This window comes from Sphingomonas sp. R86520, assembly GCF_042466285.1.
GTDB lineage: Bacteria > Pseudomonadota > Alphaproteobacteria > Sphingomonadales > Sphingomonadaceae > Sphingomonas.
In genome coordinates, this window is sequence record NZ_JAXHBZ010000002.1 from 240586 (window position 1) to 264228 (window position 23643).

Consider the following 23643-nt stretch of genomic DNA (forward strand, 5'->3'; position numbering starts at 1 on the left):
CCTCCGGCGGGGGGCATTGGGAAGAACTGATGCTGCTGCGACCTGCGCTTGCGTCGTTCGAACCGATCTTTGCTACGACCGATGCGGAGCTAGCGAAGCGTGACGGGATCAACCGTTTTTACCTGCTTCCCGATGCGAACCGCGACCAGCCGTGGCACTCGGTGCGTTGCTTGATCGCATCGATCCGGCTGGTGCTGCACGTGCGCCCCGCGGTTTTGGTGACGACGGGCGCCCTGCCCGGCCTGTTCTGCCTCATTGCCTCTCGGCTGATCGGCGCGCGTACGATCTGGATCGATAGCATAGCCAATTCGGATCATCCCTCGCTCAGCGGTCGTTATGCCCGGCCGTTCGCCACCGACTGGTTCACACAGTGGCCGCATCTCGCAACTACCGGGCACCAGTATGCCGGTGCACTGTTGTGATCCTGCTGACGGTCGGCACGCAGCTTCCCTTCGACCGGTTTGTCACGATCGTTGACCGGATCGCGCCGCAGCTGCCGGAGCGCATCCTCGCGCAGGTCGGGCATGGCCACTATCACCCGGCGAACATGAATTGGCGCCCGTTCATCGGCCCGATTGAGTTCGAGACGTTGATTCAGGGCTGCAGCCTGATCATCTCCCATGCCGGCATCGGCACCGTCGTGATGGCGCAGAAACACCGCAAGCCGCTGATCCTCTTCCCGCGCCGCGCGGCGCTGGACGAGCATCGCAACGACCACCAGCTGGCTACCGGCCGCGCCTTGTCGGACCGGGCCGGCATCGGCGTCGCCTTCGACGAGGCGGAGCTTCTGCGGTTGATCATGCTTCCTCACACGCCTATCGGATCTGTAAAGGCCCTACCTGAGCGCGAGCGCCTGTGCAGCGCGATCGGCAGGATCGTTGCTGAAGAACAGCGCCGACGATCCGGAGCCTAGACGCCGATGCAGCCACCGTCTCCCGCCACCGAAACGTTCCAGCTGCCTCGTCTGTCGCGCAGGGGTACCAGGGCGCATGCGTCAATCCCGAAATGGAGTACGGTTCTTAGCCAGATTGCGTTCGCGATCCTGCTTCTGCTCGCCAGCACCGGGCCGTGGATGACGAACGAGGGATCGGAAACGCTGAGCCGGGTGCGCGAGACGAGCTATTTCGCCGTACTGCTGGCGACGTTGATCGCGATACGCCCCTGGCGGAAGCCCGATTGCGTGCTGCTGCTACCGTGGCCGCACGTCATCGCATTGTGCTGGTGCGCGCTCAGCCTGACCTGGGCGCTCGAACCGGGCGTCGGCCTGCGGCGGCTGGTGCTGACCGCGATCGTGCTCTGGTCGCTGTTCGCGCTTACCCGCCAGCTGGGCCTCACGCGCTCCGTGGCGATCGTTCGCGTCATGCTGATCGCGTTGCTCGTGGTAAACTATGTGGCGGTGCTGGCCTATCCGGCGATCGGCATCGATCGATCGCTGGAACCGGGCCTGACGAACACGTGGCGGGGTATCATGTCGCAGAAAAACTTCGCCGGGATCACGTGCGCCATGACGGTACTGCTGTTCGCTTTCGACGCGGCATCAATACGTCTGCCGCTGCGCATCACGGCGATCGCCGCGGCGGGAGTGTTCCTGTTCTTTACTGATTCTTCGACCTCGATCGGCATGTGCATCGCGGCACTCGCGCTTGGGCTGCTGCTGACCTGGCGCATGACGCGGGCCGGCGCGCTCCGGATACTCAACCCCAACTGGGCGTGGCTACTGCTAGGGATCATCGCGGCCCTGTTCGCGCATATGGCGCTCAATCCGAGCGTCTACCTCAATCAACTGGCAGATCCGGGCGGCTTTACGGGCCGCACGCAGATCTGGTCGGCGCTGGTTCGGGCTTATGCATACCGGCCGTGGCTTGGGATCGGCTATGGCTCGTTCTGGGATCTCGGACCGGAGGGGCCCATCACTGCCTATGCTATCGGTTGGGTGACCACGGTAAGCCAAGGTCATAACGGCTATCTCGACATGCTGGCCCAAGTCGGTGCGCCGGGTACGCTGATCCTACTGTTCGCCGTGCTCGTCTGGCCGATACAGCGGCTGTTGGGCGGTATTGACCATCCGGTTCGAGTACTCGGTGCGACAATGTTATTTTTCTGCCTAGGCCATAACTTTACCGAGTCGTCGCTGTTCGATCGCGATGCGCTCGGGCAGGTGTTCCTACTGTTCGCCACCGCACTGCTCTGGATGGCACCGCCCGCGCGATCGGACGCCGACGCGTCGGCGACGCGGTCGGCAGCCGAAAAAGCGCGCAGACCAACGTGACACCGCTTATGCCGCAGCGACACATGATCGTGCTAGGCGGATCGCCGCACCATCCCGGCGGACTGGAAGGCTTTTGCGAGCGGGCGACGACTGCCATCAATCGCCACACGACCGGTTGGACAGCGGAATGGCGGCCGAGCGACACTGCCTCTGCCGGAATTCGCCGCCTGCCGGCGATCTACCGAGCCTGGCGTCGGCTGGATCGGCTGGAGGGCGTGGCACTGGTCTGGCTGCAATGGAGCACCTTGCTTGATCTCATGCTGCTCCCCCGGCTCCGCGCGCTCGGGGTGCGCGTTATGGTGACGCCGCATCTGGGCGCGAACAGCCGGCTGCAGCGGGTGCCGGTCCTGCGGGCGCTCTGCCTCCGCCTGCTTAGGCATGCCGACCGGCTGGCCCTTCTGTTCCCGGAACAGGATGCGGAGATCACGCTGCCGGCCGCGGTGCCGCGTACTCCGGTCCGTACCTTCCTGCCCGAAATCGCGCTAGCGTCGCCCGATCGTCCGAACCCGAACCCAGGCACTGCGTTGCACCTGATCCATGCCGGGCGGCTGTCGCACGGCAAGGGCACGTTCCGGATGGTTGCACTCTGCGCTGCTCTGCGCGCGCGCGGGCTAACGGTTGAGGGGCGGATCGTCGGCCGTGCCGATCCTGCCACCATGGCCGCACTCGTGCGGGCGATCGACGAAGCAGGCCTTGGCGAGACGCTGACTTTGGTCGACTGGCTGGACGAAGCCGCGTTGATTGCCGCGTTGGCCGACGCCGACATCCTCGTGCATCTGTCCGAACTCGACAGCTACCCGCTTATCGTGCTTGAGGCGCTGGCCGCCGGCACGGTGCCAGTCGTCGCCGACATGATCGGCGCGGGTGCCATGGTCGCGCGCTATGGCGGGTTCGTCTCGGACGGCAGCAGTGTCGCCGCCGCCGCGGACTGGCTTGCCGCGCAAGATCGCGTCCGCCTGCGCCACGATGCCGCGGTCGCCGCTATGCGCGTGCGGCAGGACCATCGCTGGCCGGCATGCGTCGACCGACTGGTGGAGGCCGCCAACCTTACCATGTCCGCCAGACGCTAAGGCTCGCGCGCCCGCGGTTCAAGGGCTCAGCTCAGCTCCGCTCGACCTGCCAGTCGTGCAGGGTAAAACGGCCCAGCCCACGCACCGGCTCCACGCCAATCGCTAGGCCCCACAGATATTCTTCGCCGGTCACCAGCTTCTTCTCCGTCAGCCAGCGCAGTGCGTGCAACATGTCGAGGTTTCCGCTTGCGATATTGCCCGGTCGTTCTGGCGCAAACATGCAGAACTTTTCCGAAATCCGGACCGTCCAGCGGCGCCCCTGCTCGTCTCGATACGTCCCGACTAGCTTCGATGATTCAAAGAAGCGGCGCGTGCTGTTCGGCGCATGCAGGAACCAGCCGATCTCCAGCGTCTTGGCATCGACATCGGTGGGGCTCGACCGCAGATAGAATTCGGTCAGTACATTGCCGTCGCCGAAGCGGTTGGACAGCGACCAGCGGAAACGCTGGCGCAGCGCGGTCACCGCTTTAACCCGGATCGGCGGTACGGTCCGCTCCGGCTCGCCGCCGTCGTAATTACCGTAACTGATCTGGTCATAACCCCAGACGCCCGGGCCGTTCCGCGGTGCAAGCGGAGGCCAGCGCCACGTCATCACGGTTCCACCCGGAAAGTTTTTTAGATTCACAAGGGTCGCGTCCGCGAACGTCACGAACGGCCGAGTCAGCGTCACGGTCTCGCCACCCCATGGCTGCGCGAATACGAAATAAGGCCCCTGCGAGAACGGCGTCTTTGACGGCACCAGCAACTGCCCCGGCGCTGCTTTGGGCGTCGTTGCCCACATCAGCGCGGCCAGCAGCAGGATTAGGAGCGCTATTCCCGCAGAGACCGCAACTCGCCATGCCCGCAACCGACTTCTCCTAAGCGTGCCGTCTCCGTAGCATCGCCCTCTGCTACGCGACAGCCCCGACGGTGCGCCCCCTTCGCGGCGCGCAGCACGGGTTGACCGGCATACGTTCGCCGGGCACCTAGTCAGCCGATGGGGATGCATTCCACTGACAGGAGCGCTGCGGATGCCCCACCGACGGCACCCCGCCTGTTCGGCTCGATCCAGTATCTACGCGCGCTGGCGGCCGTCATGGTGCTGCTCTACCATGTGGGCTTCAACTTTCACTTCCTAGCCGATCCACAGCTGCGGCCGCACTGGCTGTCGGCCGGGGTCGACATCTTCTTCCTCATCAGCGGGTTCGTAATGGTCGTCGCGAGCGAACGGCGCGCCATCGGCGGAGTCCGCTTCCTGACGGAACGGCTCGCGCGGGTCGTCCCGCTTTACTGGCTGATTACCGGACTGTTCATCGCCATCATGGCGATGCAGGGCGACGTGCTGCCCGATGCGGGGGAGATCGTCCGGAGCCTGTTTTTCGTCTTCGATATGAACCCACGCACGCACGAGCCGAACCCGATCCTCGTCCCCGGCTGGACACTGAACTACGAAATGGTCTTTTACCTGCTGTTCGCGCTGCTCATCCGGCTGACGGTGACACGTCGCGTCGCAGTCATGGCCGCACTGTTCCTCGGCCTGTGCGCCTTCCGTCCGTTGGTGCCACACGACAATGCGCTGCTGTTCCGGATGACGAGCCCACAGCCGCTGGAATTCGTCGCCGGCATGGCGCTGGCACACGTGCGGCACCGGCTGGCGTTGCTGCATCCGGTGTTCGGCATCGTGGCCATGGCAGCGGGCTTCGTCGGACTGGCCCTAGTCGACAGTCCGTTCACACGCGTCGTGCATTTCGCACCTTGCGCCACGCTGATCGTCGCGGGGGCAATCGTTTGCGATCGGCTGGTGCGCGCCGACGTCGCTATATTCCGCCTGCTCGGGGACAGCAGCTATAGCCTTTACCTCACTCACCCGCTGATATTGCAGGCGTTTCCCGCTTATGGCACTACAGCGGGCTGGCGCGCGGGCGGAGCAATCGCCACGGTACTGGCATGCATCACCCTATCACTCGCTTTCTATCGCTGGTTCGAAGTCCCCAGCCTGCGCTTTTTCCGCCATCGTCTAAAGGGGCACCCGCGGCTCGCGCCCGCCGCCGCATGACCGTGCGCACCGGCGAGGTCCGCGCGTGATCAGCCTGCGCACGCTTTTGGGTGGCAAGCGCGCCGCGCCGCAGACTGCGCCCGGCGAAAGGCTGTATGTCGTCGGGGACGTCCACGGCCGCCCCGACCTGCTGGAACGGATGTTCGCGGACATCGAGCGCGATGATGCGCAGCGTGGCCGCAGCGCCCGGCGGTGGATCGTGATGGTCGGCGACATCGTCGATCGTGGCCCCGATCCGCGCGGCGCGATGCAGGTGCTAGAGAAGGCGCAGCAGCGGATGCCTGATCTGGTCACGCTGCTCGGCAACCATGAGGAAATGCTGCTCCGCGCGATGCGCGGCGACGAGGGCACAATCCGCGGCTGGATGCGGGTCGGCGGGGCGGAGACGGTAGAGAGCTTCGGTGTGGCGGCGCTAGCCGAAGGGGTGGATGCGGTGCCGTTCGTGGCTGCGCTGAACCGTGCTATGCCTGACGCATGGGAACGCTGGATCCAGTCCTGGCCGCTCACTTTCCGGTCGGGAGATTATTTCATCTGCCACGCCGGCATCCGACCTGGGCTAGCGCTCGCTAAGCAAAGCCGCAACGATTTGCTCTGGGCGCGAGAGGCCTTTCTGATCGACACCCGCGATCACGGTGCGATCGTCGTCCACGGCCACACCATTAGTGAAGAAGTCGAACTGCGCCCCAACCGAATCGGCCTCGACACCGGCGCCTATCGCAGCGGTGTGCTGAGCGCGGTCTGCCTCGACGGCGCAGACGTCACGGTGCTCGCCGTCCGCGGGGACTCTGGGCGCGGCTAGCGTGTTGCGTTTACACCAACCCGGCCATCCCGAGTGCAGTCGAGAGCCCCTTCGAGCGTAATCGGGAAGCCCGCATCGTCCCCTACGCGCTGAAGGCGAGCGACTGCGCTCCGTGTGGACGATTCAGATGAGTGGATCGGCCCGAAATTACCGGCGCTAACGCCCGCCCCGATTAGCTCAGACGCTGCAACAGATAATAGCCGATCCGGTGGCGCATCGCCGCCTTGGCCAGTTCGACGCCGACCCGCTTGGCACCGCGTGCGATCGCCGCCGGGCTTGCCGTATCGATCGAAATGCTGCGCCGCCGAGTTTCGGCGACGATCTCCAGTCCGTTCTCTGCAGCAAGCCAGGCGATAGTCGCGCGTGAAAAGGCATTGAGATGTTCCAGCGGCTGGACCGCGGCGAACGCCTCCATGTCGCCGGGCATTGCGCGCGCACCACCCGCCGCATACAACGCGACGCGCGGCATGCCCCGGTCCGGCAGCAGCGTGTCGAGCCGGCCGCGATAGGGAATCGCGATCTTCAAAACCCCGCCCGGCTGCAATGTACGCGCCAGTCTGCTGAAATCGCGACCGGGATGGACTAGATGCTCCATCACCTGCTCGGTGTGGACCAAGTCGAAGTCCATGGCGTCGATCTGGTCATCCTCAATCATCTCGATACCGAGCGAACGGCCAAGCCGCTTCTTGTCCTCGCCGATCTCGGTCGCAAAGACGGTCGCCCCCATCGCGCGCGCCACCCGCGCCCAGCGGCCGTGACCCATGCCAAAATCGAGCATGCGGATCTGCGCGGGCGGCTTGCCCACCTGCGTGAACAGTACGCTGAACTCGCCTGCGATCCGCTGGAAATTATCGAGCGTCAGCAACGCCGTCTCGGACCGGTCCAGTGCGGCCGAACCGATCATGCGCGTATAGATCACTTCCAGCAGCGCAGCATTGGGTACATTCGACTGATACACCAGGTCACACCGGCGACACTGCTCCACCACGAACTCGGCGTCCTCCAACAACGGCCAGTCGACGATCCCCTGGTCGGCATAGTTCGATGCCACCAGTGACCGGACCGGCTCCTCACGATACGGCGCTGCATAGAGTCGCAGCGTATCGCCGCCCTCGCACACAGGGCAGCAGGGCCGCGCCGCGAAACCCGGAATGGGCGTCGGGTCCGGCATCATGCCGCTGCGTCGATGGCGGGACGGATCCCGAAGTCGCTCAGCCGACTCTGCCGGAAATCGCGCGCAGCCCGCGCCACCACGACCATGCTCGCCAGCCAACCCAGGCCGATCGCCGCGATAGTCCAGATTGGCGCGGCCAGCGCGATCACGATCAGCACGCCCCCCACGCTGACCACCGCCGCCACCACGCCGGCGTGGGCGAGCGGCCGGAACTCACCTCCCGCTTGCAACAGGACGTTTAGCGGTACCTGCCATAATATCATTAGCGAAACCCCCGACCACAACGCCACCCCGATCCGCACTATAATGGGGTCATAGCTCGCCGGAAAGATCAGCGTTGGCGACACCAGTAGGATCGCCGCCGCCATCGCCACGCTTCCGGCCCACACGACTAACAGCACCGCACGGAACAATCGCACCGATCGGCCAACATCGTCCACCGCACCCGCGCTCAGGAACCGCGCGATCTGCGGCCGTTCATATTCCACCAGCGCATTCTGGATAACGTTGATCGGTCGCAAAAGCAGTGCGCTGGCCGCGACCGGCGCCACCGTCGCCGGACCAGCCAGCAGGGTCAGGAGGTAGATGTGCGCATTGGCCGTCGCCTCGGTCGCGGTCACCCCGAGTAGGGACCACCGTGATTGCGACTGCCAGATCGCACCATAGCCACGCAGCGCGGCCCACCGCGGACGTCGCAGCAGTGCCGCGAACCGCCCGCCCAGGCTCGCGACTGCGGCCGCCGTACCCAGCGCAAGCGCGGGATAGACCGCACGCTCCGGCACCGCGCCTCCGACGCTGAGGCCAGCGAAGGTACCGAGCGTGACGACCGCATAGCTCGCGTCGGAAAGGGTCACCGCCCAGGGCCGTTCGATCGCGAAACACCAGGCCCGCCCTAGGCATCGCAGGATCGTCAGCATGGCGAAGGCACCGTAGCAGAGCGCAGCGACCGGCATAAGGCCCAGCCACCCGCCAAGCAGCGCGAAGGCCGGGCCAGCGATCGCTGCGCCGACAACTGCCGCGGCCGCGACTGAGGCGACCGTCATCGTGCGATCCACCGCGGCGTCGGCATGATGCGCCTGCATGGGTGCGCCGAACAGCGCGGCGGACAAGGCGATGGTGAACAGCGCGGCGGCGAACAGGAAGCTGAACGTGCCGAACGCGTCGGGCGTATCGAGCCGCAACATGCTGAACGACAGGAAGAAGTTGGTCGCCGCCACACCGATGGGCCCCGCCGCCGCAAGCATATAGCGCCGACCGCGCGCGCGGTATGATCGTCCGGGCTCAGTTAAACGCACTTGGCCTCCTTCCGGCGAAACGTCTCGGCCGGGCACGCGCACAACCGTCCCTTAACCAACCGGGAAGATGTTACCGCCCCCATCATGGCAGACATGGCCGTTGGTACACGCCGGTCGATCACCCTTGCACCGGCACCGGCACCGGCACCGGTTCGTCGCGCCATTCTTCGCCAGTGTGAAAATCGCTCAGGCCGGGCCTGCCGACCACCTGCATCAGGATGTCGCACACCTTCAACCGCAATATACTGACGCGGCATTGTGACCGATGGCGAGCAACGCCTTCGACCCTTCCTGGAAAATCCGCACCCAGGCCCGCGTGGGCAGGCGGTGCTTGCCATCGGCTTCGCGGCCGTTAACCACGGAGCTCACCGGGCGGCCGTAGATACAAAGACCCGTAGGGAGACCGCGCTTCTCGCCCTTATAAGCCATGCCATGCCCGTTCCATGCGCGCGCGGAACCTTGCTCAGAGAAGTCCGCTTGGGCGGTGCTGCCGCCTCCGTAACAAGTCCGGGTCGCAGTGGCGATCGCGGCCCGCGGGATATTCGGGCGCATCACCGGCGTGGCCAACACCGCGTCGTCACGATGCCAGCCTCGCGATGAAGATCGTCTCGCCGCGCTCCAGCCCGTACCGGCTGACTTCTGGTTCCGATGCGACGTAGCGTATGTGGTCGAAACCGGCCTCCGTCAGGCGTTCACGAAAATCGACTCCATATAGCCGAAGATGATCGTTCTGGTTGAAATGTAGGTCGCGGCCCGCCTCGGTCGTGATAGCGGGATTCTCGTAAGTCTGCTCCCATGCCTCGACCATGGGTACCGAAATTAATACTCGCCCATCCGGCCGCAACACGCGCCTTAGTTCGCTCAGGCCCTTTCGGTCGTCCGTCACATGCTCCAGCACATTATGGCAAATGATCGTGTCGAACATACCGTCCGGGAAAGGTATGGCCTGCATGTCGACCTGCGTCTCCCCTCTCTTCGGCTCGTAGGCCGCGCGAACATAGTTTCCGCCAGTAGCCTTGGACCTCGCCTGATACCGCTCGTCGAAGCAGGGCTCCGGGGCGAAGTGAAGGATGGTGCGCCCGTCGACCCAGTCTGGATGCCGTTTGATCAGCAGTTCGTGCTGCCGGTGCCGGCCCTTCGATCGGCATCGCGGGCATTCCCCGTCGAACACCATCGGCTGGCGTCCCTTAGCCCAGAACAGTCCTTGATAGCCGCAGATCGAACATTCGCGTGGATGGCGGCCGCGCACATCTCGGAACGCCTTCGCACCCGCCTCGATCAGCGCAAGTTGATCGAGGAGTTGGCGCGGCAGCACCGCCTTTACCAGGCGCCTAGTCATTTTCCCGATCATCGTGCCCCGTGCCCCCTTGCTACCCGCCGGTCGCGGTGTCGAATGTCAGAATTTCTGGCCGAAGTCACCCGCACCATGAAGCGAGCGTAACCGCGACGGTGACCGGGCCGCGGTTGGTGCCCGCGCGCGCGAACCTCATCCTGTCCGATACCGTGATATTCTAACTTAAATTGCATGCTTTCAATGCGCCTTGCTTTGACGAACGGTGAACGGCGCTTGATGCCATGAACCCGGTAGCCCTTAGCGAGCAGGGGCTACGCCAGATAAGCGCCTTTCTGCCCGGTCACGCCCGTGATCAGCGCGGTCTTGCCGCTGCCTTCGTTCATAGGTAGTCATGTCCATGCTATTGGGGAGAGCGTGGAGTAAGGCCGCGCCCGTAAAGCGGCCTCGATGCGACTATTTGTCAGGCACCGCAAATTTGTCCCTAGCGGCATTATGCACCCGCTTCCATACCTCAGTGCGGCGAGGGTGCCCGTCTGCTTTGAGCGCCGATGCCGCGGCAGTATCGAGGGCACGCGTATATCTGCGGCGTGGCGAGCCGCTGGAGGTCGCAATTCTGCGGGTGTTCAATAGATCGATCCGTTGCTTGCAGGCTACGTGGCGGCGCTGCACACGATACACGGGCTCGGATTTTGGCGGGGGCTACGCGCTGCTGGAAATCCGCATCGCGATGGCGAGACGTCACGGGTATATTGATCGCAACTGTTCACCTGGCGGCGACAGGCGCGAGAATCCTCGGATGCGGCGGCACACCTCTGTTCGTGCACAAAAGTCTTGCCTTTCCTACAGTAACTTCCTTACAATATTTTATCGGATGCCCGGATCGCGGCCGTTCGAACAATGAAGAGCAGACGATTCAGTACCAATGGGTGCGAGCCGTCTAGCGATATATAGGAGCGGCCGCTGTAGCCGTATCACGCGCTTGCACGGCCGAGCGTGACGATATGCTCTTACAGACGATAGTAAGCGACTTTTACGACGTGGTGGACTTGATTGACAACTCGGATCAGCTCTCCCACCTCATGACCGAATTTTGCGGCATTGCAGGAATCCCGTTCTTTGCGCTGACGCATCATACGGATTTCAGTCTCAATCCAAAGGATGCCGTCCACCTCCACAATTATCCTCCTGTTTTTGCTCGCCATTACCATCAGAACGGGTTGATGACGCGCGATCCAGTTCACCGTGCGAGCGAATTTAGAGGTGCCGGTTTTGCATGGTCTTCATTGGACACATTGTTAAACTTAACGACAGCCGACGCAAACTTCCTTCAAGAGGCTAGTAATGCAGGTCTCGGCGATGGGTATACAGTTCCGGTTCATATGCCGGGTGAGCATACCGGATCCTGCTCGTTTGCAGTTGCGACCGGTATCGTGTTTCCCCGCGACCGCATTCCGTTAGTGGAAGCTTTAGGACGGTTCGCGTTCGAAGCCGCACGTCGCCTTGCAGGTGCGCCATCGATCCGGGTGGGGTCTGGCGGCTATCTTACTGATCGTGAACGCGAGATTGTAATCCTTTTGGGCCGCGACAAGTCCGAGAAGGAGATTGCATGGATTTTGGGAATTACCCAAGTTACCGTGAACGACCATTTGAAACACGCACGGCAACGGTTCGGCGTTCACAAAAGTACGGCTTTGCTAATCTGTGGTATTGTGAATGGCTTCATTACCCGTGCCGACTTTCTTTAAATTCTCATGCCCCGTATTTGCGGGATAGCGCTTATGCACAGTCCACGGGCACACTTTCTTCTGCAATGAAGGAGTGCGGCAATGCGGGTGGTAGTGTGTAATACCGAGGATATCGAACATTGCAGCGTCAAGAAAGAGATGTTTGCTGCGCGAAGATCTGTTTTCATAGATCTGCTAAAATGGAAATTACCAGTTTTTGACAGTCGTTACGAGGTTGATCAATTCGACGATTCGCATGCTCGGTACGTAATAATAATGAAGGACGGTGAACGTCATGCAGCCTCTACCCGTTTGCTACCGACAACGCGCCCGCATATACTGAGTGTTCTGTTTCCCGATCTTTGCAACGAGCCTTTACCGCAGGGCCCTACCGTGCTCGAGATTACACGCTTCTGTCTAGATCGCTATCAGCATCGGTCAGAGCGGCGCGCAGCACGCAACCTGCTTATCACTGCACTTGTCGACTATGCGCTAAGGGAGACCATTATAACCTACACGGGCGTTGCAGAGGTCAATTGGTTTCGGCAATTTTCCCAGTTTGGATGGTCTTGCAGAGCACTGGGCAAGCCGAAATCCTGCGGACCCAAAGCGCTGATTCCGTTCCGCATCGATATCGACGACCAAACCGCCAACCGAATGATCGCTACCGGAATCTACTCCACAAAGCCGCATCGTCTTAGTGGAAGGGCTGTATGATCGACTCATTCGACGACGTGCCACGAGAATGGATGATGGAGGAATCACACAGTTGTAGGCGAGCGCCATGAACTCCGCGCCGACCTTCGACCGGGCCTATGCCCGTATCCGGGGACGAGTTCTGACGGGGTGGTGGCGGCCCGGCGAACGCATCGACCTTGCCGTACTCGCCGACGATCTCGGCGCTAGCATTACGCCGGTGCGGGACGCACTATACAGGTTGGTTGGCGAACGGCTCGTCGCACTTGGCGTCTCGGAAGGGTTCGCCGTGCCGAGCCTAACCGAACCAGACCTGCGTGATCGCTATCGATGGAACCAAATGCTGGTTCTTCTCGCGCTGGGGTCATTGGACAAACCGCCGCAAAAGTTGCTTGTGGCTTTGCCGGATCCCGCGGATTTGGAAACCCGTGCTGCACGCGCGTTCCGGACGATTGCGAAGGAGACCGGACAAAGCGATATGCTAGCTGCAGTAGAAAGCGTTAGTGACCGGCTAGCCCATGCACGGATTGCCGAAGCAAGCCTTGGGATCGCGACCCTCGATGATATAACCGCTCTTCTACATGCGATAGACAAGGGAACACCCGCCGTCCGCCGAGCAGAGATAATACGGTATCACCGGCGACGTATGCAGCAGTGTGGCCGCATCGTCGCCGCGATGCATCGCGGCAAAACATGATCTCTAGAATAGATCAATATTCACGCCCCTGCACCCTAACGGAGGGTCACATGTCTCCAAGACTGGCAGCGCCCCGGAGTGAAGCAGACATCGGCTCGCCGCAGGATTCGAATGTCGTTCCGATGGTAAAGGGGTGCCGCTGAGAGACGTGACCGATTAGGATGATAAGGATGCAAAATAACCTCGAGATGCTGCCGCCCCACAAGCGCGACGAACTGGATCGGATCGTTGCAACGCTGTTCGAAGAATTCGCCGTTGTAAGCGGTGCCGCGACGGGACGCCGCAAGGGAGCGCGGATTCTCAAGATTGTGTTATTTGGATCCTATGCCCGCGGTGACTGGGTCGACGCCCCCTTGTCGGCCAACCGCTACAAATCCGATTTCGACTTGTTGGTGATTGTGAACCAGAAGGAACTGGCCGACCGCGCCGCCTACTGGTCAGAGGTCGAGGAACGCCTCGTTCGCGAGTATCTGATCGAGAAAACACTCACCACGCCTGTAAACTTCATCGTGCACTCATTGCAGCAAGTGAATGACGGGCTAGCCCATGGCCGGACCTTCTTCCTCGAGATCGCACGCGAAGGAATCGTACTGTACCAGTCCGATGATCGTGAGCTGCACCAACCCAAACCCAAAACACCAATCGAAGCCTCTACGATGGCGCGGGAGTATTTCGAAGAGTGGTTTCCGTCAGCAATGAAGCGATTTGACATCGCAAATTTCGATATTTCAAAAGGCTACCTCAAGGACGCAGCCTTTGATTTTCAACAAGCCACTGAACGGCTCTACAACTGCCTTCTTCTTACCTTAACCTTCTATACGCCCTACAATCACAACCTTGCTTTCCTCCGGACGCAGGCGGAACGGCTTGATCCTACGCTATTTGAGGCCTGGCCCCGCGGCACCCGCAAGGAACGCGCAATGTTCGAGAAGCTGAAAGACGCTTATGTGAAGGCGCGCTACTCGAAGCATTATCGTATCACCGAAGACGAGCTCGCGTGGTTGAGCGACCGCATCGAAGCACTCGGTCAAGCGGTTCATATGATCTGCACGTCGCATCTCGCCAAGCTTAAGGCCGCTGCCGGGTGAACGCGTTTGCGATACATCCCCTGCCCCGTTGCTAGCCGTAGCGGCCGGTTAGCACGACGGTCGGGTAATGCGGTCGCGATAGATAACCGCCCTTGTGATGCATCGGTATTACCTGCATCATAGACGGTACGGGGCGGATGAAGCTGGCAACCGCTCCGTGGGATCTCCCCGCCGGGCATTATCACGTTCGTCCATGAAGGTCGGACGGTCCAAAGGTCGACTTGCGCCGTAGGCGCCAAGCCGTGCCGAGACACACCTCGCATAGCACCACGTTCCACTGGAACGCGGCCCGTCGGCGCGCGAGGTGCGGTCATGCCGCTTCATTCGACTGTCCATGATCAGCGGACGTGTAAGCGTTACAAGGCATGGTGCCCGTCATGAGCGGCAATGCCGCGCCAAGGCCACAGGTTCGCGCCTTGGATCCGACGGAGCCCGTCTCGGACCCGACGCAGTCTGTCGAGCTCGACCAGCTTTACCGCGACGAGGCACCACGCCTTGGCCGCTATTTCCGCCGTCACGCGCGAGGTTTTGAGGACGTGCCCGATCTTGTGCAGGAAGCCTTTGCCCGCCTGGTCGCTGTCAGGGCGACGCAGACCTGTCGACGGCCCGCCGCCTATCTGCAGCGCATCGCCCGCAATCTGCTCGTCGATCGATCGCGACGGTCCCAAGCCCGCCTGGCACGATTTCACGTGTCGATCGACGACTGCAACCTTGGCGTACTACCCGAACAGGGCCAGGTCATCGAAGCGGATGACGCGATGCGTGTCTATGCCCAAGCGCTCGCCGCCCTGCCTAATCGGACGCGGAGCGTCTTCGTTCTTCATCGTGTCGACGGGCTTGGGTATAAGACGATCGGCGAGCAGCTGGGGATCAGCGTGCCGACTGTGCAATATCATTTCGCAAGGGCACTCATGCATCTGGACAAGGCCTTCGATCGCGAATGACAGGCGTGGATCATTCGGATCGGAAGGGTGACATGCGAGAGAAGGCCGCAACGTGGTTCGCCGCAATGCGTGGCCCCGATGCTGAAATCATGCGCAAGGACTTCGAGGCTTGGCTTGCGCAGGACCCGCTTCACCGTGAAGCGTATTCGCGCATCGCGGAGATCTTCAGTCTCGGTAAGGGCCTCACTGCGCCTGTGTCTCAACGGCAGCCCGCGGTGGACGCCAAGGGCTTTGGTCGCATACGACAGCTGCTCATCGCAATGAGTCTCGTTGTCGTGCCACTTGCTGGTGGGGCATGGATGCTGGATCGCCTAGGGCTACCGTTCGATGCGTCGGGTGCCATGCGTACAAAGCCGGCTCCGCTTACTGCCCTAAGGGCTGAATTTGCGACACGGTTGGGGCAGATCTCCCGGATCCGCTTGGCGGACGGCTCGGTACTAACACTCGATACGAACAGCAAGATCGACATTGTGTTCGATCGGACGGCGCGGCACCTTCGTCTTCGGTCTGGTCGAGCGCGCTTCGATGTCGCGCACGAATCACGACCCTTCGTTGTAAGCGCGGGTATGGGTCAGGTGACCGCCCACGGGACGGTCTTTGACGTCGCCTTGCAGCCGGATGGCAGGGTCGCTGTTCGGCTACTACGCGGTGTGATCGACGTGGCACTTCCCGGGGGTACTTCGGGGATGCTGACGCGTAAGGCTGTGATCGAGCGGCTCAGCGCGGGACAGCAGGTCGTGATGGCAGAAACGATACTAACGGGCGCCAGGACACTTGCCAGCCCGATCGATGTAAACTGGCCGACAGGCAAACTCGACTGCGATCGTGCTCCACTGGCGACGGTAGCCCGTGCTGCCAACCGGTATGGCGATGTACAGATCGAACTCGCCGATCCCGCGATTGGCAATCTTCGCGTTTCAGGCACCATCCGCATCGACGAGCCGCGCAAGCTGGCTGACAGGCTCGCGCTTCTGTTCGATCTGCGTGTCGACCGAAGCCACCCATCCCGGCTGGTGCTGCGCAGCCGCGCTCCGGAGGAGCTTGATGTGAAAAGTGCGAGCCCCTCCCAACAAGACCGGACTAGCTGAAGCAAAAAATTGTCCTGCACAATGATAGCCGGAAGCATGATCTCGAAGTTGTGCAGGACGAAGCCGCCCAATAATAACCGGGCCGCTGGCTTCTATTTCAGTTAGGTACCCGTCGCGCAAGACGAGATGGCGGTGCTGATCGGGCAAGATCTTCCACCTTAACCCGGAGGTGCTGATCTTCGTGCCGATCGCCGCGTTCTATTCCACATCGATCGAAACCGCGGTTGGGGTGCAACACCCGCGTGGCGTGCCAGCCGCTAAATATTTCGGCGCCCTCTCATAATTCCCAGTTCCGATCCGTCGATGTCCTGATCGCCGCATCAATTGCGGCGGACACAAGGGGGCAGAATGAAACATCACGACCGACGCATCCGACGTACCATGCTGGCCACGGCCGTAACAATGAGTGTGATATGTTCGACACCTGCATTCGGCCTGCCGAGCACGCCACGGGCTTATCATCTCGTGGCCCAAAGCTTGGAATTGGCGCTACGTGAAGCAGGGCGCGTATCCGGTCGGCAGATCATGTTTCCGGCTCAGAGCATAGCCGGTAGGCAAGCACCGCGCGTCGACGGGGTCTATACGATCGAGCAGGTCGTCGATCGGCTTCTGGCTGGATCGGGGCTGACGGCGATCTATGACGGCGACGCGATCCTCATCCACCCGGCTGAGAGCACTCCAGGCGTGGTGGGCGCCAACGATACCACGCCAACCACGCCTTCAGAGATCGTCGTCACCGGCTCGCGGATCCGCGGCGAGCCGATCGCGTCACCTGTCATAACGCTCGGCCAGGAGGCTATCCGCAACACAGGACAGGCCACCCTTGGCGACGTGGTCCGTTCGCTGCCGCAAAGCTTTGGCGGGGGCCAGCAGCCTGGGATCGGTCTGAACGTTCCGGGAAGTAGCGGCGGCGATGTAGGGGGTGGCTCTTCGATCAACTTACGGGGTCTGGGCAGCGATGCGACGCTGACGCTGCTTAACGGACACCGCGTCTCCTATGGCGGTGCACGGCAGAGTGTCGACGTGTCGGCAATCCCACTCAGCGCCGTCGACCGGCTGGAGATCGTTCCCGACGGCGCCTCGGCGATCTACGGGTCTGATGCCGTCGCCGGGGTGGCCAACATCGTATTGAAGCGCGATTACCAAGGCATAGAAGCGCGCGCCGGTCTCGGCGCTTCAACGGACGGCGGTAACTTCACCCAGCAATATGGTTTGTTGAGCGGTACGACGTGGCGCTCAGGCGGCTTCGCGCTTGCCTATGAGTTCAACCGCAACACCCAGATCGCCGCGTCGCAGCGCGACTATGCAAGAGAGATCACTCGTGGATTGACCCTCTATCCCGCGATCAAAAGCCACAATGTCTTGTTCACCGGCCATCAGGCGATCGGTAACAACCTCACTGTTTCGGTCGACGCGCTGTACAATCGCCGAACCGAGGCGCTGGCCTATCCGCTTGACGAAAGCGGGGATCGTGCGATCGCGCATGGCGAGCGTTCGGGTGGGGCGAGGTCCTTTGTCATTGCCCCTTCGATTGAATGGCGGGTCGGACAAGACTGGCGTATCGCGCTTGCCGGATCAATCGCGCAGGATCGTACGCGGTTCCTGACCCGGGAGTTCACCGGTGCCCGGCTCGATTACACTAGCGCTGGGTGTTATTGTAACGACCAGCAGTCGATCGAACTGAGTGGCAACGGTGCTCTTGCCACCCTGCCCGCAGGCGATTTGAAGGTCGCGCTGGGCGCTGGATATCGATCGAACGGGACGGCATTTTCGGCAGGCTCGGGCAACACGCAAAACTTCACCCGCGGACAGGACAGCGCCTACGGCTATGCCGAACTCAGCCTGCCCATCGTCGCCCCTGATATGGCGATCCCCGGAATATCCCGGCTCAACCTGACGACAGCTGCACGGTATGAGCGCTATCCCGGCATCGGTGATGTGGCGACACCCAAGATCGGGCTTATCTACGCGCCCGGTGCACTCTTCGACATCAAGGCGAGCTGGGGTCAGTCGTTTCGCGCGCCGACCCTGCGCCAAGCCTTCCAGCCGACCGGCGTGGTCCTTTACCGCGCGGCACAGGTGGGCGGTACAGGCTACCCGGCAGGCTCGACTGTTGCCTTAGTCAGCGGCGGGAACGCCGACCTGCGGCCCGAACGCGCGACGAGCTGGTCGGCAACACTCGCTCTCCATCCGCCAGCGTTACGCGGTGCGCAGCTCGAGATCAGCTATTTCGAAACCCGGTATCGGGACCGCATCGTCACGCCGATCGACCGCGCGTCCCAGGCGCTCAGCAATCCGATCTATGCTGACTATGTCACCCGCAATCCGACGGCTGCGGAGATTGCCACGCGGGTGACCGCGTCGCCATCGTTCGTCAACGCCAGTGGTGCGGCCTATAACCCGGTCACCATCATCGCGATCGCGGACGCAAGCAACGTCAATGCAGGCAAACAACGTATCCACGGGGTGGATGCCTTGGCGCGATACCACTTCCAGATCGGTGGCGCCGACGAGTCCATCGATCTGAGCGCGAATGCTACCTATCTGACGAGCAATCAGCAGATCACCCCGACACTGCCCGTCACCACGCTCGCCGGTACTATCTTCAACCCACCGCATGTTCGGGCTCGCAGCACCGCGAGTTGGCGTGATGGTGCGTTCACGCTTACAAGTACGCTGAGCTATATCGGTAGCGTCACGGATACGCGCGCCGTACCCAGCCGGCGTATCGCGGCGATGGCACCGCTCGACCTGACGGTCCGCTACAACACGAAAGGCTCCGACGTGTCGCATGGGGTCGATATCGCGTTGAGCATGCAGAACGTGTTCAACGATACACCGGCCTCGATCGCAGGCATCTTCTTTGAAGCGCCGTATGACTCCACCAACTACTCGCCTGTCGGTCGCTACGTCGGCCTTTCGATCGCCAAATCATGGTAAGGCGCTCCTTTAACGTGATGCTTGGTATCGGGACGACAGCGATGCTGCTCGGCCCTACGCTCGCTAGAGCCGACTGCTTGCCTCTATCGATCGCGGCAAAGGCAAAGCGCACTCACAGCATTACGCCCGACGATCTGGTGCGCTTGCGCGATATCGGAGCACCAGACTCATCGGCAATCGACATGCCAAGTCCACTCGCAATCGCGCCAGATGGCACCCGGGTGGCATTCGTCCTCAGCCAGGGTGACCCGGATACCAACACCTATTGTCGCATGCTGCTGGTTGCCGACATCAAGGCGGGCAGCGTGCCGCGGGTCGTGGATCGGGGCGGCGCGTTCATGATGATCTCGGCCAATGTCCGCGGATCGCTGATCCCGTTCGGCATGGCCGCCGCGGTAACACCGGCATGGTCTCCCGACGGCCGTACGCTTGGCTATCTGCGCCGAGACGACGGGATCACACAAGTTTGGCAGGTCGATGTCGCGACGGGACGTGCGAAGCCTCTGACCCGCTCCCCAGTCGATATCGAGCAATGGATCTGGGCATCGAACGGCACCATGATCGTCTCAAGCCGTCCCAAGCAGATAGCGATCCGGGCTCAGGATATAGCGGAGGGACAAAGGGGGTGGCATTACGATGCGCGCTTCTCGCCGACCTATGGCGCCCGCCCCCAAATGCGTGGGGACGTACCGGCGGTGATCGAAGCCATCGACGTGCGAACCGGCACGATCCGCAAAGCAAATCCCGCTGAGACCTCTAGGCTCGCAGCCAGTAGACCGCACGAACGTGGGACCAGACTCGTCAACGCGGCCGGCGCAGCCGCCTGGTTGGATGCCGATGGTGCTTCGCCATCTAGTCCGCTTCGGCTCCACTTTACTGACGCCGAAAGCATAGAGGCACCCTGTACGGCCAGCGTATGCGTGGGTGGCATCGTCCGCCTCTTCTGGAACACGACGGGACCCGGGGTCTCGTATCTACGTCGAGAGGGCTGGGCAAAAAGCCAGCTGGCGTTTTACCGGTGGACCCCAGGCACTGGCGAACCCAAACGATTATGGGTCACCGACGACGTGCTGCTTGGGTGCCTCCCGCATAGGTCCCGCCTGCTATGCCTGCGAGAGACATCAACATCCCCACGAGAGATTGTCGATCTTACACCCGAAACCGGTGCAACGGCGCCAGTATACAATCCGAACCCCGAAGCCGCTCAGTGGCAATTCGGTACCGTTGAACGGCTGACATGGACCAACGACCGCGGACTTCCAGCATGGGGAGATTTGGTCCTGCCCCCCGGCCACACGCTTGGTAAGGCCCTGCCGCTGATCGTTGTCCAGTATCACAGCCTGGGATTCCTGCGCGGCGGGACCGGCGACGAATATCCCATTTTCGCCCTTGCCGCGCGAGGCCTGGCCGTTCTCAGCCTCGAAGTGCCGCAAACGATAGGTCTTGCCCTTCCCGGCCTAAAGGACTGGGACGCGGTCAATCGTGCGGGTCTTACTGACTGGGCCGACCGCCGCAGCCAGCTTTCATCGATGTTGACCGGCATTTCTCTGGTCACGGCGCGGGGGCTGATCGACACGCATCGGATTGGCATCACCGGTGTCAGCGATGGAGCGACCAGCGCGCGGTTCGGGCTGATCAATAGCCACGTCTTTTCGGCCGCAGTCATAAGTTCGAGCAGCCTCGAACCCAAGACCGCCATGACCTATGGCGGTCCCGCATGGGCAGACTTCAACCGCAGCCTTGGTTACCCGCGCGCGACCGACGAGGCGTCGGCTTTCTGGACACCGGCGTCCCTCGCGCTCAATGCATCTACGATGGACGTTCCGCTGCTGATCCAGGCGTCGGACGACGAATATCTGCTGGCGCTCGAAACCTTCGCGGCGTTGCGCGAACATGACAAGCCGATCGATATGGTCGTCTTTCCTAACGAGCATCACATCAAGTGGCAGCCCGCGCATCGATTGGCCGCCTATACGCGAACGATCGACTGGTTCGCCTACTGGTTTCAGGGTGTAGTCGATCCCGACCCTGCGAAGGTTGCCGATTATCAACGTTGGGCCATCATGAGCACCGGGCGTAACGTGTCAGGCGGATCCAGAAGCCCGGGATAGCAATTGCACTTGCGGTTCTGATAGCATTGATCGAGCCAACGCTTAGGCATTCACCAGCTGCATCACGCTAATATAGCTTCCGCCTTTGGCTAGCCGGTATCCCCGAAGCGCAATCGGTTCGCACGCGGCAAGCGGGATACTTCATCCGAAATGAAGCTTGCCGCCGTACTATCCGACCCGAAGCCTTGGCTTCGGATCTCAAGTACCTTAGCGCCTCGTCTGCTCAGTCACACGGACACGCGGGACGCTTATCGTCTTACCCGCTTACCTAACGCCGAACCCTGCCGTGCTGCTCTCCCCGTTGTCGGTTCGCTCACGACCTGCCAGGACGTTTTCAAGTTCCGAAAGCGAGTGCGGCACGTCGACGTGTTGCGCTCCCAGAAACAAGCGGGACCCCTCACCCTCCGGCACAGCGTGGGTCAGCTTGTCGATGTCCACCAGTGCCTTGCCCGAGGGCAGCGTTTCGATCTGAACAAATCGCATGGTCGTCTCCGGTATCACGTTAGGCGGCATCGACGCCACTTGGCTGGTAACGAACGACTGCGCCCGAAAGCTGCGCCGCGCGTTGAACATGCAAGGAGATGATCATGATCGACGAGCCGGAAAACGACGACGCGACCCAGGCCGAAGAGGCAGAGGAGATGGAAAAGGTACAAGAAGACGCTGCCAAAGAGCGTGAGGAAAATGGCGGTTATCAGTAATTTGGAACGCCTCGTTAGCAGCCGCGCTGGTGCTCGCGGCGTGGTTGCCGCCGCTTCGATCTATACCAGTTAAGGATGCGGGAGGTGTGGTGACCGAGCCGAAGTGGCTGAGAGCAGCAAGGGCGAAGCTCGGCACCAAGGAAGCGCCTGGCTCTGCGAACAGCCCAACGATTCTCGGTTGGGCCAAGCGGCTTGGTATAAAGGTGCTCGGCATAATCTATAACGCGGATAGCGTCCCGTGGTGCGGCGTATTCGTTGGGTACTGCTTGCAAGAAAATGGCATCGAGCTGCCCGCGATCGCGGTGCGGGCGACGTCTTGGTCGACATGGGGGCAATCGCTTCGGCCCGAGCGCCTGGCACCGGGGACGGTTCTGGTATTCGAACGACCCGGCGGGGGTCACGTTGGTTTCTATGTAGGCGAAGACGCGAAGGCGTACCACGTTCTGGGCGGTAACCAGGGGGATGCGGTCACGATCGCAAGGGTTGCAAAGGATCGATGCATCGCGCGCCGGTGGCCACCGGGCCGCCCGGTGATCGGTAAGCCGGTGCAAATGACGGCGAGTAAGCCGATCTCCAGCGCCGAAGCGTAGCAAGTGCTATTAATCTCGCGATCGTAAGGCTCTACCAGGCTTGTAAAACATCGACTGAGCATTTTCAGGGAGACCGCCGCTATGACCGCTCGCACGCTCAATCCCGTGGATCCAGCGTGGCGTGGGAAAGAACAACGCCACGCAGTGCGCATCGTCGTGGACTGGGCGGCATCGGTAGCCGCCGACAAGTCTGACGCGAGGAATGCTAAGATTACGGACTGCACGAACCGGGGTTGCCGTATCGAGACCGACCTTGCAGTCGCCGTCGGCACCTTCGTTCACGTTGCTGTTCCACAGTTTGCGGACGTAACAGGCTGGGTCGCTTGGAGCAGCGCAGAGGCGATAGGGGTCGACTTCAGCCACCCTCTTCCAGGAAAAATCTTGGAATATATAATCGATCAAACTGACCCTTTTTAACAATCCGAACCGTGGGCAGCTTTCGGAATAACAAACACATTACCGTCGGAAGGAGCAAGGAAAGCCTCAAGTTGGCCTGACCTGTCCCCCGCCCCGGGCAAGTTGGACACAGAACATATCGACAATCCTGAAACCAACGAGGTTAGGGTAACCCGCTCGCCCCACCCGGCATGACCGGCGCGGGCATTATCCCGTTCTTCAAGCGCCCCATCAAAGCGCGATCGACGCCCTCGGTGCCGCGTTGCAGGGCACGCCTCCCGGCACCTGCAGACATGACTGCGTCCTTACGCGAGCTCGGCGACCTGCCCTAACGGCCCACCTCAAACGCCGTGTGAACGCAAGGCGGGCCGGCCAGAGTCGCGGGGGGGGGGGCAGGTGCTCCGGCACTACGAGAACGCTTGTCGAGCTAATTGTTCCCAGCATATTTCGAAGAGCGAGGCGAACGCGCTCCGCCCGAACACTTCTCAGTGATCCGGACGGAGCGCGGAGGCCGGAAGACTCAGTAACCGGCCTCTACCTTACCCCACCCTTTACTAACCTACGTCTATTTTGAAGAAACACAATGCCGGCAGCGCCAAGCCGATGATCACCTTTGCGCGTCCTGCGCACGGGCAAGCGTAGCGGGGCAATCTTTTGCGACGGGTCGCCCGCTATCCAGCAAGAAGGCGACTGCGTAGGTTGAGGGCTTCCCGCTCGACCGCTGAAACATGG

General features: G+C 61.8%; 22 protein-coding genes. 16 read left to right on the forward strand and 6 right to left on the reverse strand.

Annotated features, from left to right (window positions below; genetic code table 11):
• Positions 1 to 29: 29 nt before the first annotated feature.
• The 4 genes from SJY41_RS21365 (at position 30) to SJY41_RS21380 (ending at position 3339) form a co-directional block, all read left to right on the forward strand.
• Entirely contained in the window at positions 30 to 422 is a 393-nt protein-coding gene (locus SJY41_RS21365) for a glucuronosyltransferase (protein WP_380784395.1), read from the forward strand.
• Positions 419 to 913 carry a glycosyltransferase gene (locus SJY41_RS21370; protein WP_380784396.1) on the forward strand — a complete coding sequence of 165 codons (495 nt, stop codon included), beginning with the start codon at positions 419 to 421 and terminating at the stop codon, positions 911 to 913. Before SJY41_RS21365 ends, SJY41_RS21370 begins: the two co-directional genes overlap by 4 nt.
• 159 nt (positions 914 to 1072) lie before the next feature.
• Positions 1073 to 2269, forward strand: coding sequence for an O-antigen ligase family protein (locus SJY41_RS21375; RefSeq protein ID WP_380784397.1), 1197 nt, complete (start codon positions 1073 to 1075; stop codon positions 2267 to 2269).
• Between the two features lie 23 nt (positions 2270 to 2292).
• The gene (locus SJY41_RS21380; RefSeq protein ID WP_380784398.1) at positions 2293 to 3339 is read left to right on the forward strand and encodes a glycosyltransferase; all 1047 of its coding nucleotides are present in this window, start codon (positions 2293 to 2295) and stop codon (positions 3337 to 3339) included.
• 31 nt (positions 3340 to 3370) lie between these two features.
• Here SJY41_RS21380 and SJY41_RS21385 read toward each other — a convergent pair whose 3' ends face one another.
• On the reverse strand, positions 3371 to 4009 hold the full coding sequence (locus SJY41_RS21385) for a hypothetical protein (RefSeq protein ID WP_380784399.1): 639 nt from the start codon (positions 4007 to 4009) through the stop codon (positions 3371 to 3373).
• Positions 4010 to 4321: 312 nt separating this feature from the next.
• Between SJY41_RS21385 and SJY41_RS21390 the strand changes: the two genes are divergently transcribed.
• The gene (locus SJY41_RS21390; RefSeq protein WP_380784400.1) at positions 4322 to 5374 is read left to right on the forward strand and encodes an acyltransferase family protein; all 1053 of its coding nucleotides are present in this window, start codon (positions 4322 to 4324) and stop codon (positions 5372 to 5374) included.
• 25 nt (positions 5375 to 5399) lie between these two features.
• On the forward strand, positions 5400 to 6173 hold the full coding sequence (locus tag SJY41_RS21395) for a metallophosphoesterase family protein (protein WP_380784401.1): 774 nt from the start codon (positions 5400 to 5402) through the stop codon (positions 6171 to 6173).
• 172 nt (positions 6174 to 6345) lie between these two features.
• On the opposite strand, the gene SJY41_RS21400 is transcribed toward SJY41_RS21395, so the two are convergent.
• The 4 genes from SJY41_RS21400 to SJY41_RS21415 all read right to left on the reverse strand — a co-directional run bounded on the left by SJY41_RS21400 (position 6346) and on the right by SJY41_RS21415 (position 9981).
• The gene (locus SJY41_RS21400; RefSeq protein ID WP_380784402.1) at positions 6346 to 7347 is read right to left on the reverse strand and encodes a class I SAM-dependent methyltransferase; all 1002 of its coding nucleotides are present in this window, start codon (positions 7345 to 7347) and stop codon (positions 6346 to 6348) included.
• Positions 7344 to 8642, reverse strand: coding sequence for a hypothetical protein (locus tag SJY41_RS21405; RefSeq protein ID WP_380784403.1), 1299 nt, complete (start codon positions 8640 to 8642; stop codon positions 7344 to 7346). The genes SJY41_RS21400 and SJY41_RS21405 overlap by 4 nt, the downstream gene beginning before the upstream one ends.
• A 231-nt stretch (positions 8643 to 8873) precedes the next feature.
• The gene (locus SJY41_RS21410; RefSeq protein WP_380784404.1) at positions 8874 to 9011 is read right to left on the reverse strand and encodes a hypothetical protein; all 138 of its coding nucleotides are present in this window, start codon (positions 9009 to 9011) and stop codon (positions 8874 to 8876) included.
• A gap of 208 nt (positions 9012 to 9219) precedes the next feature.
• Entirely contained in the window at positions 9220 to 9981 is a 762-nt protein-coding gene (locus SJY41_RS21415) for a class I SAM-dependent methyltransferase (RefSeq protein WP_380784405.1), read from the reverse strand.
• Between the two features lie 956 nt (positions 9982 to 10937).
• On the opposite strand from SJY41_RS21415, the gene SJY41_RS21420 reads away from it, so the two are divergent.
• From SJY41_RS21420 to SJY41_RS21455, 8 genes are all read left to right on the forward strand, one after another.
• Positions 10938 to 11681, forward strand: a complete 744-nt coding sequence (locus SJY41_RS21420; protein WP_380784406.1) for an autoinducer binding domain-containing protein — start codon at positions 10938 to 10940, stop codon at positions 11679 to 11681.
• Positions 11682 to 11762: 81 nt separating this feature from the next.
• Positions 11763 to 12377, forward strand: a complete 615-nt coding sequence (locus SJY41_RS21425; protein ID WP_380784407.1) for an acyl-homoserine-lactone synthase — start codon at positions 11763 to 11765, stop codon at positions 12375 to 12377.
• Positions 12378 to 12444: 67 nt separating this feature from the next.
• Positions 12445 to 13053 carry a GntR family transcriptional regulator gene (locus SJY41_RS21430; RefSeq protein ID WP_380784408.1) on the forward strand — a complete coding sequence of 203 codons (609 nt, stop codon included), beginning with the start codon at positions 12445 to 12447 and terminating at the stop codon, positions 13051 to 13053.
• A 170-nt stretch (positions 13054 to 13223) separates the two neighbouring features.
• Entirely contained in the window at positions 13224 to 14141 is a 918-nt protein-coding gene (locus tag SJY41_RS21435) for a HEPN domain-containing protein (RefSeq protein WP_380784409.1), read from the forward strand.
• A gap of 377 nt (positions 14142 to 14518) precedes the next feature.
• The gene (locus SJY41_RS21440; protein WP_380784410.1) at positions 14519 to 15085 is read left to right on the forward strand and encodes an RNA polymerase sigma factor; all 567 of its coding nucleotides are present in this window, start codon (positions 14519 to 14521) and stop codon (positions 15083 to 15085) included.
• Between the two features lie 32 nt (positions 15086 to 15117).
• Entirely contained in the window at positions 15118 to 16173 is a 1056-nt protein-coding gene (locus SJY41_RS21445; RefSeq protein WP_380784411.1) for a FecR family protein, read from the forward strand.
• A gap of 525 nt (positions 16174 to 16698) precedes the next feature.
• On the forward strand, positions 16699 to 19113 hold the full coding sequence (locus SJY41_RS21450) for a TonB-dependent receptor domain-containing protein (RefSeq protein ID WP_380784412.1): 2415 nt from the start codon (positions 16699 to 16701) through the stop codon (positions 19111 to 19113).
• A 41-nt stretch (positions 19114 to 19154) separates the two neighbouring features.
• The gene (locus SJY41_RS21455) at positions 19155 to 21224 is read left to right on the forward strand and encodes an Atxe2 family lasso peptide isopeptidase (protein WP_380784413.1); all 2070 of its coding nucleotides are present in this window, start codon (positions 19155 to 19157) and stop codon (positions 21222 to 21224) included.
• Positions 21225 to 21488: 264 nt separating this feature from the next.
• On the opposite strand, the gene SJY41_RS21460 is transcribed toward SJY41_RS21455, so the two are convergent.
• On the reverse strand, positions 21489 to 21797 hold the full coding sequence (locus SJY41_RS21460; protein WP_380784414.1) for a hypothetical protein: 309 nt from the start codon (positions 21795 to 21797) through the stop codon (positions 21489 to 21491).
• 217 nt (positions 21798 to 22014) lie between these two features.
• Here SJY41_RS21460 and SJY41_RS21465 point away from each other — a divergent pair, with 217 nt between their 5' ends.
• The gene (locus SJY41_RS21465; RefSeq protein ID WP_380784415.1) at positions 22015 to 22515 is read left to right on the forward strand and encodes a TIGR02594 family protein; all 501 of its coding nucleotides are present in this window, start codon (positions 22015 to 22017) and stop codon (positions 22513 to 22515) included.
• A gap of 81 nt (positions 22516 to 22596) precedes the next feature.
• Entirely contained in the window at positions 22597 to 22932 is a 336-nt protein-coding gene (locus SJY41_RS21470) for a hypothetical protein (protein ID WP_380784416.1), read from the forward strand.
• The last annotated feature ends 711 nt before the right edge of the window (positions 22933 to 23643 follow it).

Excerpts from the sequence above, each read along its gene's own strand:
- SJY41_RS21430 (WP_380784408.1), top strand. The coding sequence starts at position 12,445 with ATGAACTCCGCGCCGACCTTCGACCGGGCCTATGCCCGTATCCGGGGA.
- SJY41_RS21415 (WP_380784405.1), bottom strand. The coding sequence starts at position 9,981 with ATGACTAGGCGCCTGGTAAAGGCGGTGCTGCCGCGCCAACTCCTCGAT.
- SJY41_RS21380 (WP_380784398.1), top strand. The coding sequence starts at position 2,293 with ATGATCGTGCTAGGCGGATCGCCGCACCATCCCGGCGGACTGGAAGGC.
- SJY41_RS21365 (WP_380784395.1), top strand. The coding sequence starts at position 30 with ATGCTGCTGCGACCTGCGCTTGCGTCGTTCGAACCGATCTTTGCTACG.
- SJY41_RS21460 (WP_380784414.1), bottom strand. The coding sequence starts at position 21,797 with ATGTTCAACGCGCGGCGCAGCTTTCGGGCGCAGTCGTTCGTTACCAGC.
- SJY41_RS21470 (WP_380784416.1), top strand. The coding sequence starts at position 22,597 with ATGACCGCTCGCACGCTCAATCCCGTGGATCCAGCGTGGCGTGGGAAA.
- SJY41_RS21450 (WP_380784412.1), top strand. The coding sequence starts at position 16,699 with ATGTTTCCGGCTCAGAGCATAGCCGGTAGGCAAGCACCGCGCGTCGAC.
- SJY41_RS21420 (WP_380784406.1), top strand. The coding sequence starts at position 10,938 with ATGCTCTTACAGACGATAGTAAGCGACTTTTACGACGTGGTGGACTTG.
- SJY41_RS21435 (WP_380784409.1), top strand. The coding sequence starts at position 13,224 with ATGCAAAATAACCTCGAGATGCTGCCGCCCCACAAGCGCGACGAACTG.
- SJY41_RS21400 (WP_380784402.1), bottom strand. The coding sequence starts at position 7,347 with ATGATGCCGGACCCGACGCCCATTCCGGGTTTCGCGGCGCGGCCCTGC.
- SJY41_RS21445 (WP_380784411.1), top strand. The coding sequence starts at position 15,118 with ATGCGAGAGAAGGCCGCAACGTGGTTCGCCGCAATGCGTGGCCCCGAT.
- SJY41_RS21440 (WP_380784410.1), top strand. The coding sequence starts at position 14,519 with ATGAGCGGCAATGCCGCGCCAAGGCCACAGGTTCGCGCCTTGGATCCG.
- SJY41_RS21390 (WP_380784400.1), top strand. The coding sequence starts at position 4,322 with ATGCATTCCACTGACAGGAGCGCTGCGGATGCCCCACCGACGGCACCC.
- SJY41_RS21375 (WP_380784397.1), top strand. The coding sequence starts at position 1,073 with ATGACGAACGAGGGATCGGAAACGCTGAGCCGGGTGCGCGAGACGAGC.
- SJY41_RS21455 (WP_380784413.1), top strand. The coding sequence starts at position 19,155 with ATGCTGCTCGGCCCTACGCTCGCTAGAGCCGACTGCTTGCCTCTATCG.
- SJY41_RS21425 (WP_380784407.1), top strand. The coding sequence starts at position 11,763 with ATGCGGGTGGTAGTGTGTAATACCGAGGATATCGAACATTGCAGCGTC.